This is a genomic window from Streptomyces sp. NBC_00012, assembly GCF_045040875.1.
Lineage (GTDB): Bacteria > Actinomycetota > Actinomycetes > Streptomycetales > Streptomycetaceae > Streptomyces.
Genome location: NZ_CP108309.1, coordinates 7,721,536 through 7,738,143, shown reverse-complemented (window position 1 = coordinate 7,738,143; position 16,608 = coordinate 7,721,536). Strand labels below are relative to the sequence as shown.

At 70.1% G+C, this 16,608-nt stretch carries 13 protein-coding genes and 1 pseudogene; 11 read left to right on the top strand and 3 right to left on the bottom strand.

The features are described from left to right. Positions 1–49: 49 nt before the first annotated feature. Positions 50–1,276 carry an acyl-CoA dehydrogenase family protein gene (locus OHA19_RS35125; protein WP_326764225.1) on the bottom strand — a complete coding sequence of 409 codons (1,227 nt, stop codon included), beginning with the start codon at positions 1,274–1,276 and terminating at the stop codon, positions 50–52. A gap of 172 nt (positions 1,277–1,448) precedes the next feature. Here OHA19_RS35125 and OHA19_RS35120 point away from each other — a divergent pair, with 172 nt between their 5' ends. After that, complete coding sequence (locus OHA19_RS35120; protein ID WP_405709831.1) at positions 1,449–2,099, top strand: TetR family transcriptional regulator; 651 nt, start codon at positions 1,449–1,451, stop codon at positions 2,097–2,099. On the opposite strand, the gene def is transcribed toward OHA19_RS35120, so the two are convergent. Then, entirely contained in the window at positions 2,061–2,660 is a 600-nt protein-coding gene (gene def / locus OHA19_RS35115; protein WP_405709834.1) for a peptide deformylase, read from the bottom strand. The genes OHA19_RS35120 and def overlap by 39 nt on opposite strands. 114 nt (positions 2,661–2,774) lie before the next feature. Between def and OHA19_RS35110 the strand changes: the two genes are divergently transcribed. The 6 genes and pseudogenes from OHA19_RS35110 to OHA19_RS35085 all read left to right on the top strand — a co-directional run bounded on the left by OHA19_RS35110 (position 2,775) and on the right by OHA19_RS35085 (position 8,553). Next, positions 2,775–4,013 (top strand): MurT ligase domain-containing protein, encoded by a 1,239-nt coding sequence (locus OHA19_RS35110; RefSeq protein ID WP_189544649.1) that lies wholly within the window; start codon positions 2,775–2,777, stop codon positions 4,011–4,013. A 34-nt stretch (positions 4,014–4,047) separates the two neighbouring features. Next, on the top strand, positions 4,048–4,776 hold the full coding sequence (locus tag OHA19_RS35105) for a type 1 glutamine amidotransferase (protein WP_405709838.1): 729 nt from the start codon (positions 4,048–4,050) through the stop codon (positions 4,774–4,776). 178 nt (positions 4,777–4,954) lie between these two features. Further along, complete coding sequence (locus OHA19_RS35100) at positions 4,955–5,983, top strand: 6-phosphofructokinase (protein ID WP_405709840.1); 1,029 nt, start codon at positions 4,955–4,957, stop codon at positions 5,981–5,983. Between the two features lie 111 nt (positions 5,984–6,094). Further along, a complete protein-coding gene (locus OHA19_RS35095) occupies positions 6,095–7,045 on the top strand; it encodes a cytochrome c oxidase assembly protein (RefSeq protein ID WP_405752824.1) in 951 nt (316 codons plus the stop codon). Positions 7,046–7,111: 66 nt separating this feature from the next. After that, positions 7,112–7,270: a hypothetical protein gene (locus tag OHA19_RS35090; protein WP_405709846.1), complete on the top strand. Its 159-nt coding sequence runs from the start codon at positions 7,112–7,114 to the stop codon at positions 7,268–7,270. 544 nt (positions 7,271–7,814) lie between these two features. Then, positions 7,815–8,553, top strand: a pseudogene (locus tag OHA19_RS35085) (glycoside hydrolase family 6 protein). Positions 8,554–8,643: 90 nt separating this feature from the next. Here the strand turns inward: OHA19_RS35085 and OHA19_RS35080 are convergent. After that, a complete protein-coding gene (locus tag OHA19_RS35080; protein ID WP_405709849.1) occupies positions 8,644–10,242 on the bottom strand; it encodes an alkaline phosphatase D family protein in 1,599 nt (532 codons plus the stop codon). A gap of 313 nt (positions 10,243–10,555) precedes the next feature. Between OHA19_RS35080 and OHA19_RS35075 the strand changes: the two genes are divergently transcribed. The 4 genes from OHA19_RS35075 to OHA19_RS35060 are packed head-to-tail and all read left to right on the top strand — an operon-like array spanning position 10,556 to position 16,600. Further along, positions 10,556–13,465 carry a family 78 glycoside hydrolase catalytic domain gene (locus tag OHA19_RS35075; protein WP_405709852.1) on the top strand — a complete coding sequence of 970 codons (2,910 nt, stop codon included), beginning with the start codon at positions 10,556–10,558 and terminating at the stop codon, positions 13,463–13,465. After that, positions 13,462–14,769, top strand: a complete 1,308-nt coding sequence (locus OHA19_RS35070) for an extracellular solute-binding protein (protein WP_405709855.1) — start codon at positions 13,462–13,464, stop codon at positions 14,767–14,769. The genes OHA19_RS35075 and OHA19_RS35070 overlap by 4 nt, the downstream gene beginning before the upstream one ends. Further along, on the top strand, positions 14,766–15,728 hold the full coding sequence (locus OHA19_RS35065; RefSeq protein WP_405709858.1) for a carbohydrate ABC transporter permease: 963 nt from the start codon (positions 14,766–14,768) through the stop codon (positions 15,726–15,728). Before OHA19_RS35070 ends, OHA19_RS35065 begins: the two co-directional genes overlap by 4 nt. Continuing rightward, positions 15,725–16,600, top strand: a complete 876-nt coding sequence (locus OHA19_RS35060; RefSeq protein WP_405709861.1) for a carbohydrate ABC transporter permease — start codon at positions 15,725–15,727, stop codon at positions 16,598–16,600. The genes OHA19_RS35065 and OHA19_RS35060 overlap by 4 nt, the downstream gene beginning before the upstream one ends. The last annotated feature ends 8 nt before the right edge of the window (positions 16,601–16,608 follow it).

Sequence of the window (16,608 nt, the reverse complement as noted above, 5' to 3'; positions counted from 1 at the left end):
TCGCCGGGAGGGCCGGCAAACGGCCCGCCCGGCGACCGGGAACGCGCCGCTAGCGGATCGGCATGCCCGAGAGGGTGCGGGCGATCACCAGGCGCTGGATCTCGCTGGTGCCCTCGAAGATCGTGTAGATCGCCGCGTCCCGGTGCATCCGCTCCACCGGGTACTCACGAGTGAAGCCGTTGCCGCCGAGGATCTGGACGGCCTGGGCGGTGACCTTCTTCGCGGTCTCGCTCGCGTACAGCTTGGACATCGATCCCTCGGCCGAGGTGAACGGCTTGCCGGTGGTCGCCATCCACGAGGCGCGCCACACCAGCAGCCGGGCCGCGTCGATCTGCGTACGCATGTCGGCGAGCTGGAAGGCGACGCCCTGGTTGTCGATGATGGGCCGGCCGAACTGGGTGCGGGTCTTCGCGTAGTCCAGCGCCACCTCGTACGCGGCCCGGGCGGTACCGACCGCCATGGCGCCGACCGCGGGGCGGGACGCCTCGAAGGTGGCCATCGCCGCGTTCTTCACCCGCTCACCGCCGGAGGCGGCACGCTCACGGGCCCGCGCCAGGCGCTGGTCGAGCTTCTCCTTGCCGCCGAGCAGGCAGTGGCCGGGGACCCGGACGTCCTCCAGGACGACCTCGGCAGTGTGCGAGGCGCGGATGCCGTGCTTCTTGAACTTCTGGCCCTGGGAGAGACCGGGGGTGTCCGGCGGCACGATGAACGAGGCGTGACCCTTGGACCCCAGCTCAGGGTCGACCACGGCGACGACGACATGGACGTTGGCGATGCCGCCGTTGGTCGCCCAGGTCTTGGTGCCGTTCAGCACCCACTCGTCCTTGGCCTGGTCGTACACCGCGCGGGTGCGCATCGAGGCGACGTCGGAACCGGCGTCCGGCTCGGAGGAGCAGAAGGCCGCGACCTTGACGTCGTCGGCGTCGCCGTACATCTGCGGGATCCAGGTGCCGATCTGCTCCTCGGTGCCGTTGGCGAGGACGCCCACGGCCGCCAGGCCCGTACCGACGATGGACAGGGCGATGCCCGCGTCCCCCCAGAAGAGCTCCTCCATCGCCATCGGGATGCCGAGGCCCGTGGGGTCGAAGAACTGCTGGGCGTAGAAGTCGAGGGAGTAGATGCCTACCTTGGCCGCCTCCTGAATGACGGGCCAGGGCGTTTCCTCACGCTCGTCCCACTCGGAAGCCGCCGGACGGATCACATCCGCGGCGAAGCCGTGAAGCCAGTCACGGACCTGCTTCTGGTCATCGTTGAGTTCGAGCGTGAACTCCGCCATGTTCCCTCCACGTACTACTGTGAAAAACCACTCGTTACTTGCGGTAACCACAGTCTGTTACCGACAAGTAGCCTCTGTCAACCGCCCCGGTTCGGATCCGCACCGCGTCGGGCAGGGTGTTACGTTGCGCAGGCAGGACGCATTTGCACGGCCAGGGGCGGGGAGAGGCGACATGGAGAGCACACGACAGGCAGAGCGACAGCGGACAGCGGCCGAGAGCCGCCGCCGCGAGCTGCTCGAAGCCGCCGACCGCGTGGTGCTCAGGGACGGGCCCGGGGCCTCGATGAACGCCATCGCGGCGGAGGCCGGGATCACCAAGCCCATCCTCTACCGGCACTTCGGTGACAAGGGCGGCCTCTACCGCGCCCTCGCCAAGCGCCACACCGACGCCCTGCTGATCGCCCTGCGCGCCGCGCTCGACGCCCCCGCCGAGCGCCGTCGGCGCGTCGAGTCGACGCTGGACACCTATCTCGCGGCGATCGAGGCCCGCCCGCAGGTCTACCGCTTCCTGATGCACCCGTCCGACGACGCGGCGCCCGCCACGGAACAGGGCTTCGATGTCGGACGGCACTCGGCGCCGCTGCTGCGCAGACTCGGCGAGGAACTCGCCCTGGTCATCGCCGAGCGGGTCGACCTCGGCCCGGACAGTGAGGCCATGGCGCGCATCTGGGGCCACGGCATCGTCGGCATGATGCACGCGGCGGGCGACTGGTGGCTGGGCGAACGCCCCTGCTCCCGCGAGCAGTTGGTGAGCAGCCTGGCCGATCTGCTGTGGGGCCGGCTGTCAGCCGCGGGCGACCGGCCGGGCGGCCCCGGATTCTGAGGCCCCGGACGCGGCCCGACCGGTGCGCGCCCAGGGCGCGCGGCGGGCCGCCCGCATCGCCCTCCTGCGGCGCAGCCCGGTCAGCCGGTCCGTGTAGACCTTGCCTTCGAGATGGTCGCACTCGTGCTGGAGGCAGCGCGCGAAGAACCCGGTGCCGGTGACCCGGACCGGCTCGCCGTCGGCGGTGAAGCCCTCGACGACGGCACGGTCGAACCGCGGGGTGCCCGCTTCGATGCCGGGCAGCGAGAGGCAGCCCTCCGGGCCGCGTACGGTGATGCCGTCGGCCTCGACGAGCCTGGGGTTGACGAGATGCCCGAGGTGACGGATGTCGTCGTCGTCCGGGCAGTCGTAGACGAACACCCGCAGGGGGACGCCGATCTGGTTGGCCGCGAGGCCGACGCCCTCGGCCGCGTACATGGTGGCGTACATGTCCTCGACGAGCCGGGCGAGCGAGGGACCGAAGTCCGTGACGGGTTCACAGGTCCCGTGCAGCACCGGATCACCGATCAGGCTCATGGCACGAATCAGTCCGGAACTGCCGGGGATCGGGCGGTTTCGCATGGCCGCAATCGTACGTTCCACGCGACCTCCACCTTCCCGGCGGTGCCAGGGTGCGGCCGCCGCGCCGGACATCGATAGGCTGGGCGTGGACCGATGCAAGGAGGATCTAGGACGATGGCAGGCAACACGGAGCCGCTGTCGCCGCGGGCCAAGCTGGCCGTGACGGCGGGAAAGGCCGCGGCGGCGGTGTCACGAGCCGCCGGGCGCGGCAGCGGATCGGTGATCGGCGGCCGGGTGGCGCTCAAGCTCGACCCCGACCTGCTGGGGCGGCTGGCGCAGCACCTGGACGTGATCCTCGTGTCGGCGACGAACGGCAAGACGACGACCACTCGGCTGATCGCCGAGGCACTGCGGGCCGCGGGCCCGGTGGTGTCGAACGCGCTCGGCGCCAACATGCCGGCGGGCATCACCTCGGCGCTGGCCGGCGGCTCGGACGCGCAGTACGGCGTGATCGAGGTGGACGAGAAGTACCTCGCCGGGGTCGCGCGTGACACGACACCCAAGGTGATCGCACTGCTCAACCTCTCCCGCGACCAGCTGGACCGCGCGGCGGAGACCCGGATGCTGGCGGAGAAGTGGCGTGAGGGGCTGTCCGGTTCGAAGGCCGTGATCGTCGCGAACGCCGACGACCCGCTGATCGTCTGGGCGGCGTCCTCCTCCCCCAATGTGGTGTGGGTCGCAGCGGGACAGGCGTGGAAGGACGACGCCTGGTCCTGCCCCTCCTGCGGTGGTGTGATGCAGCGCCCCGGAGACGACTGGTTCTGTGGCGAGTGCGGATTCCGCAGGCCCGCTCCCAGCTGGGTCCTGCACGGCGACTACGTCCTGGACCCGCACGGTTCGGCGTGGCCGATCCACCTCCAGCTGCCCGGCCGAGCCAACAAGGCCAACGCCACCAGCTCCGCCGCCGTGGCCGCCGTCTTCGGTGTGCCGCCGCAGGTCGCGCTGGAGCGCATGTACCAGGTGCAGGCCGTCGCGGGCCGCTACGACGTGGTTTCCTTCCTCGGCCGTGAGCTGCGGCTGCTGCTGGCGAAGAACCCGGCGGGCTGGCTCGAGACGTTCTCCCTGATCGACCCGCCGCCCACGCCGGTGATCCTCTCCGTCAACGCCCGCGGCGCGGACGGTACGGACACCTCCTGGCTGTGGGACGTGGACTACACCCAGCTCGCCGGTCACCCGATCTTCGTGCTCGGCGACCGCAAGCTGGACCTGGCGGTCCGTCTCGAAGTGGCCGGTCTCGACTTCCGGGTCTGCGAGAACCTCGACGAGGCCGTGCAGCAGGCCCCGCCGGGCCGTATCGAGGTCATCGCCAACTACACCGCCTTCCAGGATCTGCGCCGTCGTGTCGGCAACTGACCCCGGCCCCGGCCACCTCCGGAGAGGACGAAGCATGAGCAACAACGGTCTGCGTCTGGTCTGGGTCTACCCCGACCTCCTCAGCACCTACGGCGACCAGGGCAACGCGCTGGTGGTGGAGCGCCGGGCCCGGCAGCGCGGTCTCGACGTACAGCGCGTCGATGTGCGCAGCGACCAGCCGGTCCCGACGTCCGGCGACATCTATCTGATCGGTGGCGGTGAGGACCGGCCGCAGCGGCTCGCCGCGGAGCGGCTGCGCCGCGACGGCGGGCTCAGCCGGGCCGCGTCGAACGGCGCGATCATCTTCTCGGTCTGCGCGGGCTACCAGATCCTCGGCCACGAGTTCATCAACGATCTCGGCGAACGCGAGCCCGGTCTCGGGCTGCTCGACGTGGTCTCCACCCGCGGTGAGGGGGACCGGTGCGTCGGTGACGTGCTGGCCGACATCGACCCGCACCTCGGCCTGCCGCCGCTGACCGGGTTCGAGAACCACCAGGGCGTCACCCATCTCGGCCCGACGGCACGGCCGTTCGCCCGGGTGCAGCTCGGCCGGGGCAACGGCACCGGTGACGGCACCGAGGGCGCGTACAACGACACGGTCTTCGGTACGTACATGCACGGCCCCGTCATGGCGCGCAACCCGCAGATCGCGGACCTGCTGCTGAAGCTGGCCCTCGATGTGAACGCCCTGCCGCCGACGGACGACCGCTGGTACGAGGCGCTGCGCGCGGAGCGCATCGCGTCGGCGACACAGCCCGCCTGATGAGGCGCTGAGCGTCCCACCCCCCGGTTGCCGGATGCTCTTGCTTTCGCTCGTCTGAGCGGAGTCCAGCAGGCGGACGCCCGGTTCGGTCCCGCCACCCTGCGCCGGTAGGGTGGCGGGGATCCAACCGGACGACGTGGTCCGGTCGTCGGCCCACGTTGCAAAGGTTTCCCGGGCAATGCGAATTGGTGTGCTCACCTCCGGCGGCGACTGCCCCGGCCTCAACGCCGTCATCCGTTCCGTCGTTCATCGCGCGGTGGTCGACCACGGCGACGAGGTCATCGGCTTCCACGACGGGTGGAAGGGCCTCCTGGAGGCCGACTACCGCAAGCTCGACCTCGACGCGGTCGGCGGCATCCTCGCCCGGGGCGGCACGATCCTCGGCTCCTCCCGGGTCCAGCCCGCCCATCTGCGCGGTGGTGTGGAGCAGGCCAGGGGCCATGTCTCCGATCTCGGTCTCGACGCGATCATCCCGATCGGCGGCGAGGGCACGCTGAAGGCGGCCAACCTGCTCTCCGAGGCCGGGCTGCCGATCGTCGGCGTACCGAAGACCATCGACAACGACATCGCCTCGACCGACGTGACCTTCGGCTTCGACACCGCCGTCGGTGTCGCGACCGAGGCGCTCGACCGGCTCAAGACGACCGCCGAATCGCACCAGCGGGTGCTGATCGTCGAGGTCATGGGCCGCCACACCGGCTGGATCGCCCTGCACTCGGGCATGGCGGCCGGTGCGCACGCCATCGTCGTGCCGGAGCGCCCCTTCGACATCGACGAGCTGACCGAAGTGGTCGGCAGCCGTTTCTCGGCCGGCAAGAAGTTCGCGATCGTCGTCGTCGCCGAGGGCGCCAAGCCCCGCGAGGGCACGTCCATGGAGATCGAGCAGGGCACCAAGGACATCTACGGGCACGAGCGGTTCGCCGGCATGGCCACGCAGCTCTCCGGCGAGCTGGAGCGGCGCCTGGGCAAGGAGGCCCGCCCGGTGATCCTCGGCCATGTGCAGCGCGGCGGCACGCCGACCGCGTACGACCGGGTGCTCGCCACCCGCTTCGGCTGGCACGCGGTGGAGGCGGCGCACCGCGGCGAATTCGGCATGATGACGGCTCTGCGCGGCACGGACATCGTGATGGTGCCGCTGGGCGAGGCCGTGGAGACGCTGAAGACCGTCCCGGCCGAGCGGTACGCCGAGGCGGAGTGCGTGCTCTGAGCGACACCCTGTCCCATGAACTGCCCCCGGCCGCAGCTGCGGCCGGGGGCAGTTCTACTCTGGTCGGGACAACCGGCACGAAACGGGGACGCCCCCAGCAGGAGTGAACAGATGGATCACAGCGGGCACGGCATGAACATGGACCTGCCGCCGTTCACGCTGGGACGTGGGCTCCAATTCTCCGCGGACCCCTTCTTCCTCATCGGCTGTGTCCTGGGCATCGGCCTGTACCTGTACGCCGTGCTGCGGCTGCGCAGACGCGGGGACGACTGGCCGGTCGGCCGGATCGTGTTCTTCGTCGTCGGCGTGCTGAGCATCGCCCTGGTGATGTGCACCAAGCTCAACGACTACGGCATGGTCATGTTCAGCGTGCACATGGTGCAGCACATGGTGATCAGCATGCTGTCGCCGATCCTGCTGCTGCTGGGCGCCCCGGTGACGTTGGCGCTGCGTGCGCTGCCGGTCGCGGGCCGTGGCCGCATGGGCCCGCGCGAGCTGCTGCTCAAGCTGCTGCACAGCCGGTACATGCGGATCATCACGCATCCCGCCTTCACGATCCCGATCTTCATCGCCAGCCTGTACGGGCTGTACTTCACGCCGCTCTTCGACTTCCTGATGGGCTCGAAGACCGGTCACATCGCGATGATGGTGCACTTCCTCGCGGTCGGCCTGGTGTTCTTCTGGCCGATCATGGGCGTCGACCCGGGGCCGCACCGGCCCGGCTACGTGATGCGGATGCTTGAGCTGTTCGCCGGGATGCCGTTCCACGCGTTCTTCGGTATCGCACTGATGATGGCGACGACGCCGATGGTGGGGACGTACCAGCATCCGCCGGCCTCGCTGGGCATCGACGCGCTCAGCGACCAGGGCTGGGCGGGTGGTATCGCCTGGGCCTTCAGCGAGATCCCCTCGGTGCTGGTGCTGATCGCACTGGTCTTCCAGTGGTACCGCTCCGAGCAGCGGACGGCGAAGCGCTCGGACCGTCGTGCCGACCGGGACGGCGACCAGGAGCTGCAGGCGTACAACGCCTATCTCGCCTCATTGCAGGCGCGCGGGCAGTAGCGGTGGGCATGCCTCAGGGGTGACGATGGCATCCACGGCCGCACGGCCGATGAGGAGGGTGCGGGCATGTCCGGATCCACGAAGGCCATGGGAGTGCTCACGCTGACGGCCCTGGTCGTGGTCACCGCCTACACGGTGGCCCTGGGGAGCAGCGGCTGGCTCTGGTTCGGTTGGGTGGTGCTCGGTCTGATCACCCTGGCGATGGCGGCGACGCGCGAATCCTGACCCGCGCCCCTGTCCGCGCCCTGCCGGCCGGGAACCAGGACGCATCCCACGCCCCCTTCATCCATCGATGGAGGGGGCGTCGGCCATTCTGCGGGCGGTGTGACGCGCCGCGGACGGAACACTCTTCTCCCCTTCGGTACGGATTACCCCTCACCTACACGTGCCCGTCGCCCATCCGCCCCGATCGACCCCGCATCTCCTCCGCTCGGGAGCGGTTCTGATTCAACTGTTAACAGGTGCGTGTCACCGCATCACCTTGGGAGCGCTCCCACAGTCAAGAGTCGCACACAGCGACGCTCGTGGGTCCGACCGCGGGAGCGTTCCTGAACGCCGGGTTCCGCCATCTGCGGGGCCCGTTCCGCACCGTGCGCACCCCGCTCATCGCCCGGCACCTCTCTCCCCCCACCACGCCACACCGATGGTCACCCCCTGACCGGCGGGGCCCGGCGTGGGGCAGTGCGCCCCGAGCCGCTGCCCCGGTACGACACATCCCGAGGCCCGTGGGCCGACCACCCCCGGGCACCCGAGAAAACTTGGAGCCGCGATGAGAAGGACAGGCACCACTTCGCGCGGAACACGCCGAAGGCTCGCAGCGCTCTCCGCCCTCGCCCTAGGCGCGGCACTGACAGCCGCGACCACGGAGGAATCGACGGTCTCCGACGTGCACGGTTTCATCGTCAACACGGCCAACTACTCGGCCCTGAAGGAGCCCTACTTCAAGGTCACCGACACGGTGAACGGGACCACGGTGCGCCAGTCCAAGTGGGTGGACTGGAACTACTACGTCGATGAGCTGTCGTTCGCCCAGGCGCTGCGCACCGAGCTGGTGAGCCAGGGCTTCGCCCCGGACATCGGCATGCTGATCGACACGGCGCAACGGCTGGGGCGGCTCCGCCCGGCCCACCGCCGCGGGGCCGCAGACCGGCGTGGACGCCTATGTCGACGGCGGCCGGGTGGACCGGCGCATCCACGCCGGCAACTGGTGCAACCAGAGCGGCGCGGGCATCGGCGAACGGACGGCCGCCGCCCGCGAGCCGGGGATCGACGCCTATGTCTGGGCGAAGGCGCCGGGCGAGTCGGACGGCAACAGCCAGCCCGTCGACAACGACGAGGGCAAGGGATTCGACCGGATGTGCGACCCGACGTACACCAGGAACGGCCGCAACGGCTACAACCCGTCCGGGGCCCTGCCGGGCGCCCCGCTCGCGGGCCACTGGTTCTCGGCGCAGTTCCAGGAGCTGGTACGCAACGCCTACCCGCCGTTGAACGGCGGGAGCGCCTGACCCCGGTACCACCTCCTCGGGCGGCGGTGGCGCCCGCCCGGACACGGATCGCCCCCTGTCGCTCTCGTGGCAGGGGGCGGCCGCGTTGCCTCAGGCCTGCTGGAGCCCCGGGTGGCCGGCCTCGGTCACGTAGGAGGTTCGGGTCGAGACGGGCGCGCCGGGGGTGGTCACGTAGGGCAGGACCCGGAAATCGGCGCGGCAGCTGTCCCGGGTCAGCTCGCAGCGTACGTAGCCGCGCTGGAAGTTGGTGAACTTGATGTGCTCGTTGGCGGCGAGCAGCTTGGCACCGGAGGGGTCCAGGTCCATCCCGTCCTTGGTGGTGGAGATGGACGAGCCGACGAACTCGACACCGAGCGTAGGCGACCCCGGGTCGTCGAAGTTCTGCTTGAGATCGGCGGCGAGGTGGCGGTGCATGTCGCCGGTGAGGACCACCGGGTTGCTCACACTGCGGTCGGTGAGCTCCTTGAACAGCCGTTGGCGGGCGTCCACGTAGCCGTCCCAGAAGTCCATCACGAATGACTGGCCGGGGCCGGGGTCGGTGTCGACCTGGGTCACGGGGATCTGTTGGGAGATCATGTTCCATGTCGTGTCGGAACGTCCGAGGCCGCGGTACAGCCACTGTTCCTGCTCGGGGCCGAGGATGGTGCGGCCCGGCGTCAGGCGTTCGTCGCAGCCGCTCCTGGTGCCGTCGCCACAGGGCTGGTCGTCGCGGAAGAGCCGGGTGTCGAGGATGTGGAAGGTGGCCATGCGCCCGTAGCGCAGACTGCGGTACATCCGTGCCTCGAAGCCGTTCGGCTTGTTCGGCAGCCGCAGCGGGAGGTGTTCGTAGTAAGCCTGGAAGGCTGCCGCCGCGCGCTCCCGGAAGACCGCCGGGTCCTGGTCGGGTTCGGTGTCGGCCTTGGACTTGTCGCGCGCCCAGTTGTCCTCGACCTCGTGGTCGTCCCAGACCAGGGCGAACGGGTGGGCCTGGTGGGCGGCGATCAGGTCGGGGTCGAAGCGGTGGAGGGCGTGGCGGTTGCGGTACTGGACGAGATTCATCGGCTCGGGCCGCAGTTCGGCGGCGACGGGGACGTTGCGTACGCCGCCCATGGCATCGATGGCGTTCTCGTAGATGTAGTCGCCGAGGTGCAGGACCAGGTCGACGTCCTCCTCGGCGAGGTGCCGGTAGGCGGTGTAGAAGCCTTCGAACCACGCCTGGCAGGAGACGAAGGCGAAGTCGAGCTCCTTGGGCCGGCTGTACGGCGGGGGCGCGGTGCGGGTGCGGCCTACGGGGCTGAGCGTGCCGCCGGCGCGGAAGCGGTAGTAGTAGTGCCGGCCCGGCTGGAGTCCGGAGACCTCGACGTGGACGGAGTGGGCGAGTTCGGGCACCGCACGGGTCCGTCCCCGGCGCACGACGGACCGGAAGCGGTCGTCGCGGGCGACCTCCCACTGCACGTCGAAGGCGTACGGCGGCATGCCGCCGCTTCCGTCGGGCGCGAGGGGCTGGGGGGCGAGTCGGGTCCACAGCACGACCCCGTCCGGCCACGGGTCGCCGGATGCCACTCCCAGGGTGAACGGGTTCTCGCGGAAGTGTGCGTCACCCCAAGCCCTGCCCGCCGACAGGCCGGCCGCGGCCAGGGCCATCCCGACCGTTCCGCCGAGCATCAAGCGCCTTCCGAACACTCCAGTACCACCTGACCCACTGTTCATTTGCATGAAACTCGTCCCTTCGTCGAACGGAATTCCGTCCGGTACGAGGTGGGATCGGCGCGTGATTTCACGCCCGTCCATGTGGTAATCACAGCGTGAATATCACATGGGAATCATGGGCCACAAGACTTCCCACGTATGGTCATTTTGCCGTTCACAGGTGGTTAGTTGGGGATACACCGACCTTTTCCGCAGTGGCCGACGACAGCCCGGCGACACCCTTGACACCCCTCGGAGCGGCTCATAGTCTCCACGCCACAGAATTAACGTTATATTTCACATCGGGAAATTCGGTGCGACGGAAGGACGTGCTGTGTCCGGTTCCCCGACTGCGGGTGCACCCGCCCGCCATCGCGCCGAGGGCCGGACGACGGGCCGTTCTGGCGTCCGGAGGCTGCGGCCGTACGCGCTGCGCTGCGAGCACCGCGCCACCCCGCTGGGCATCGACGAACCCGCGCCCCGGCTCTCCTGGCGGCTGGCCTCCGACCTCCGGGGCGACGACCCGGTGGCATACCGGGTCCGCGTCGCCGGGTGCGCCGAGGATCTGGACGACGGCGGTCAACTCTTCTGGGACACCGGCCGGGTCACCGATCCCGGTGCGACGGCCGTCGACTACGCGGGGCCGGCGCTCCCCGGCCTCACCCGCTTCCACTGGCGGGTCTCGGTGTGGCCGGCCGGATCGGACACACCGGCCGAGGCCGACTCGTGGTTCGAGACCGGTTTCACCCGGGCGGACAAGTGGCGTGCCGCGTGGATCGCCCAGGGCCCGTGCCCGGTCGGCGTCATGGACGCCCCCACCGAGGGCGAGTTCGCGCTGGACGACCACGGGCTCTCCCCGTGTCCCCTGTTGCGCCGCTCCTTCACCGTGCCCGCCGGTGCCCGGGGCCGCGTCCATGTCAGCGCGCGCGGTCTGTACGAACTGCGACTCAACGGCGAGCGGGTCGGTGACGCCGAGCTGGCCCCCGGCTGGACCGACTACCACCACCGCGTCCAGTACCAGACGTACGACGTCAGCGCCTTGCTGCGGGAGGGCGAGAACGTCCTCGCGGCCACCGTCGCCGACGGCTGGTGGAGCGGCTTCGTGGGCTTCGAGCCGCGCCGGGCCGGGGCTCACTACGGTTCGTCCCCCCAGTTCCTGGCCGAACTCCACCTGACCGGCCCGGACGGCCGAAGCACCGTGATCGCCACCGACGAGACCTGGCACACCGGCACGGGTGCGATCCGCCACGCGGATCTACTGATGGGCGAATGCCACGATCTGCGGTGTGCCGCCGACGGCTGGGAGCTGCCCGGCTTCGACGACTCCGGCTGGTCCCCGGCGCTGGTCACGGCGACTGATCACCGCCTGCTGGTGGCGTCCGCCGACGAGCCCGTCCGGGCGATGGCCGAGCTGCGCCCGTGCTCGGTCGAACGCGTCTCCCCCGGCACCCACGTCGTCGACTTCGGCCAGAACCTCGCCGGACGCGTGCGACTGACGGTCCGTCGGCTCGCTGCCGGGGCGCGGGTGGTGATCCGTCACGCCGAGGTGCTGGACGGGTCACGGCGGCTGTACACCGCCAATCTGCGCACCGCTGCCGCGACCGATGTGCTCGTCGGGGACGGCCGCGAGTACATCGTCTTCGAGCCGCGCTTCACCTATCACGGGTTCCGGTACGCGGAGATCAGCGGCATCCCGGAGCTGACCGGGTCCGATGTCGTCGCCGTGGCACTGCACAGCGACACACCGTGGGCCGGGGAGTTCGACTGTTCGGACGCCGAGCTGAGGCGGCTCCACGACTGTGTGGCGTGGGGGCAGCGCTCGAACTTCGTCAGTGTTCCCACGGACTGTCCGCAGCGCGACGAGCGGCTCGGCTGGCTGGCCGACGCGCAGGTCTTCCTGCCGACGGCCGCGCTCAATGCGGATGTCGCCGCGTTCTTCACCAAATGGCTGCGCGACGTCGACGACGCCCGCACCCCGGACGGCGGTTTCACCAATGTCGCCCCTCGCCTCGTGGGGGTCGCCGACGAGGGCGCGCCCGGCTGGGCCGACGCGGGGGTGATCATCCCGTGGCACCTCTACCGCGTCTACGACGACCCGCGGTTCCTCTCCCGGGCACTGGAGGGCATGTGTGCCTGGGTCGATCTGATCCACCGTCATAACACCGGTCTGGTCTGGCGCAGCCGGGTGGGTCCGCACTTCTCCGACTGGCTCGCCCCCGGCACACCCACACCGCGTGACGTGGTCGCCACCGCGCACTTCGCGCACAGTGCCCGGCTCACCGCACGGGCCGCGGAGGCCCTGGGGCAGACGGATGTCGGGGAGCGCTACCACCGGCTTGCGGACGACATCCGCCGCACGTTCACCGAGCACTTCGTCACCGCCGAGGAGGCCGTGGAGGGCCTTCGCGTGCGCGTCGCGGGCGACACCCAGACCGGGTATCTTCTCGCGCTCGCCTTCGAGCTGCTGCCCGCCGGGCTCGCCGGGGCCGCCGCCCGCCGTCTCGCCGAACTCGTGGAGTCGGCGGGCCCGGCCCTGCTGACCGGTTTTCTCGGAGTGACGCTCGCCGCGCCCGTACTCGACGCCCACGGACGGGCCGATCTCGCCCACGCACTGCTGCTCCGCGACGAGGTGCCGTCGTGGCGGTTTCCGCTGCGGCACGGCGCAACCACCATCTGGGAGCGCTGGGACGGGTGGACCCCGGGCACCGGATTCAGGGCGCCGTCGATGAACTCCTTCAACCACTACGCGCTCGGCTCGGTCGGCGAGTGGCTCTACCGCGGTGTCGCCGGCCTGGACCAGGCACCGGATTCCACCGGGTACCGGACGCTGCGGATCCGGCCGCGCCCCGGCGGGCTCCGCCACGCGAGCGCCCGCTACGAGTCGGTCCGCGGCACCGTCTCGGTGACCTGGGAGCGGCAGGGCGGCCGGATCGCCCTGCGTGTCCTGGTGCCGCCCGGCGCCACCGCCGAGGTGTACGTGCCCACGACGGACCCGGGGTCGGTCCGCGAATCGGGCCTGGTCCCGGATGCCGGGGACCGCCACATCACGGCGGTCTCGACCGCCGCCGACCACGTGCTCTACCGGGTTTCCTCGGGTGCCTACCGCTTCACCGCGGCTCATCCCCCGGTCGGCGACCCGCCCGAGGCGGACCGGCCGCGGCCGTCCCTCACCCCGAGCCGACGCACATCAGCACCGGCGGCGAAACCATCGTTCGCCCGTTCGTACGAGGAGGACACACCATGACGACGGGTTCTCGCTTCCGGTCGGACCGCAGTACGGTCGGCCGCCGGGGGTTTCTCCGGATCGGCGGCGGGGTCGCGGCGCTCGCCGCCCTTCCGCCCGCTCTGACGGCCTGTTCGGATTCCGGCGGCGGTTCCGGCAAGCTGCGCGTCGTCGGCGTCGCCGACCAGCAGAAGCCGATAGAGGAGCTCGTCGCCCTCTACCGCAAGTCCCGGCCCGACGACGAGTTCGCCACCTCCTTCGCGCCCACGGACCAGGTGCAGACGGTGGTACGCACACAGCTCGCCGGGGGCAACGCCCCCGATGTCCACGTGCTCTATCCCGGCAGCGGCAGCGCCATGTCCATGGTCGAGCTGGCCAAGGCCGGACTGCTCGCCGACCTCAGCGCGCAGCCGTGGGCCAATGAGGTCCCGGCGAACTTCCACCCTGCTTACCGGCACGAAGGAAAAACGTATCTGTACTCGGCGGGAAGCAGCGTCATCGGCGCCATCCACAACAAGAAGGCCTTCGCCAAGGCCGGGGTCGAACCGCCCCGGACATGGGCCGAGCTCCTGGACGTCTGCGCGAAGCTGAAGGCCAAGGGCATCATCCCGATCGCGCTCGGCACGCAGACGCCCTGGGTCACCCAGCTGATCACGTACGCGCTGGTGCCCAACGCCGTCTATGCGAAGAACCCCGGCTTCGACGCCGAGATGGCCTCCGGCAAGGCGCACTTCCGCGGCTCCGGGTGGGCCGACGCCATGGGCAAGTACCAGGAACTCCAGCGCCGGGGCTTCTTCAACGAGAACCCCAACGGAACGACGTACGAGCAGCAGACCTCGATGGTCGCCGGCGGCAGGGCGGCGATGGCCGTCCAGGTCTCCGCCGTGCTCGCCAACTTCCGCCAGGCCGCCCGGAATCCGGAGGACCTCGGCATGTTCCCCTTCCCCGGTGGCGACGACGCCGCGAAGCTGTGGATCCCGGCGGGCATCGTCGTCGGGCTCGGGGTCTCGGCGCGGTCGCGGAAGTCGGCCGGGGCGAAGGCGTTCATCGAGTTCCTCGGGAAGCAGGAGAACGTCGACCGCTGGGCGCAGTCCGTGGCGGCGATCCCGTTCAAGCGCAACGCCTCGACGAAGACCGACCCGGTCCTCGACGGCTTCCTGCCCGTCATCGACGACAACCGGGCCGTCCCCTTCATGGACCAGAGCTGGCCCAACGCCGAAGTGCAGCCGGCCCACTTCGCCGCCGTGCAGGATCTGCTGGCCGGCAAGACGGATGTCGACGGGGCCCTGGGACAGATGGACGAGGCCTACGGGAAGAAGTCGTGACGAGCACCTCCCAGAAGACCGTCCCCGGCGTGGCCGCCGAGGCCGCGGACGGTCCGAGGGCCGGTCAGGGCCGCCCGGCCCGGCACCGCGACCACACCGTCCCGCCCTGGCTCTTCGTCGTCCCGGCCCTCGTCGTCTACGCCGTCGTCGTGCTCTACCCGAGCCTCGCCGGGGTGATGTACGCCTTCACCGACTGGTCCGGCATCGGCGGCTTCTCCTTCACCGGCGCGGACAATTTCCGCGCCCTGCTCGACGACGGCCGGGCCCTGGAGTCCGTCGGCAACACGCTGCTCCTGACCGTCGCCGTGGTCGTCGTCCAGAACGGCATCGGGCTGCTGCTCGCGCTCGGTGTCCACACCGGCATCAAGTCCCGTGCGGTACTGCGGCTGATCTTCTTCGCCCCGGCCGTGGTCAGCCCCGTCATGGTCGCGATCCTGTGGAAGTACGTCTACAACCCGGACAACGGGGCAGGTCTCAACGGTCTGCTCGGCGCGGTCGGGCTCGGCGGGCTGCGCCAGGACTGGCTCGGCGATCCCTCGCTCGCCCTGTGGTCCGTCGCGGCGATGGTCGTGTGGCAGTACGCGGGCTACTCGATGGTCGTCTTCCTGGCCGGGCTCCAGGGTGTGCCCGCCGAACTCCACGAGGCCGCGAGGATCGACGGGGCGGGGTCCTGGCAGCGCTTCCGCTATGTCACCTGGCCGCTTCTGGCACCGGCGCTGACGATCAATCTGATGCTGTCCACCATCGGCGGCCTCAAGCTCTTCGACCAGGTCTACGCCGCCACGAACGGCGGACCCGGCACCTCCAGCGAGACCCTGTCGACCGTCCTGTACAAGGAGGCGTTCGTCTACGGGAAGTTCGGCTACAGCACCGCCGTGGCCCTGGTCCTCGCGCTGTTCGTCGCGGCGGTTTCCCTGGTGCAGCTCCGTTATCTGCGTGCGAGGGAGGTCACCGCGTGAGCATCGCAACGGCCGGCGGGCCGGCGAACCGGAAGGCCGGCAGGGCGGTCCGCAGACCGCGGTACGGGCAGTACGCCCTCGAACTGGTCATGATCGCCGTCGCCGTCGCCTTCCTGTTCCCGGTGTACGCCCTGATCACCCTGGCGATGAAGGACCCCCGGCAGATCTCCGAGTCGCCGCTCTCGCTGCCCTCGCCGCCCGCCTTCGGCAACTTCGGCGAGGCCTGGTCCGCCGCGTCGCTGGGGCCCGCGCTGATCAACAGCACGGTCATCACCGTCGTCAGTCTGCTGCTGCTCGTCGTCCTCGGCTCCACCGGGGCCTACTACCTCGCGCGGCGCGCCCGCGGTCTCGGCTACGGGCTGTACATCCTGTTCCTGCTGGGCATCGTCCTGCCGTTCCAGCTCGGCATGATCCCGCTGTACAAGCTCGTCGACGACCTCGGCTGGCTCGGCACGTACCAGGGCATGGTGCTCTTCTACACCGGCATCCAACTGCCGTTCACCGTCTTCCTGTACACAGGGTTCGTCCGTGCCCTGCCGCAGGACTACGCCCAGGCGGCACTGATCGACGGCTGCAACCACCGGCAGGCGTTCACGCGGATCGTCTTCCCGCTGCTGCGCCCCATCACCGGCACCGTGATCATTCTGAACGCGGTGTTCATCTGGAACGACTTCTTCACTCCGCTGCTGTACCTGGGCGGCTCCGACAAGGAGACCGTGCCGGTGGGCATCTTCGCGTTCGTCGGCCAGTACGTCTCGGACTACGGGCTCGTCTTCGCCGGACTGGTGCTGGCCGCACTGCCGATCCTGGCCGTCTTCGTGGTCCTCCAGCGCTATGTGATCAAGGGCTTCGCGGGCGGACTCAAGGGCTGAGGACCTCT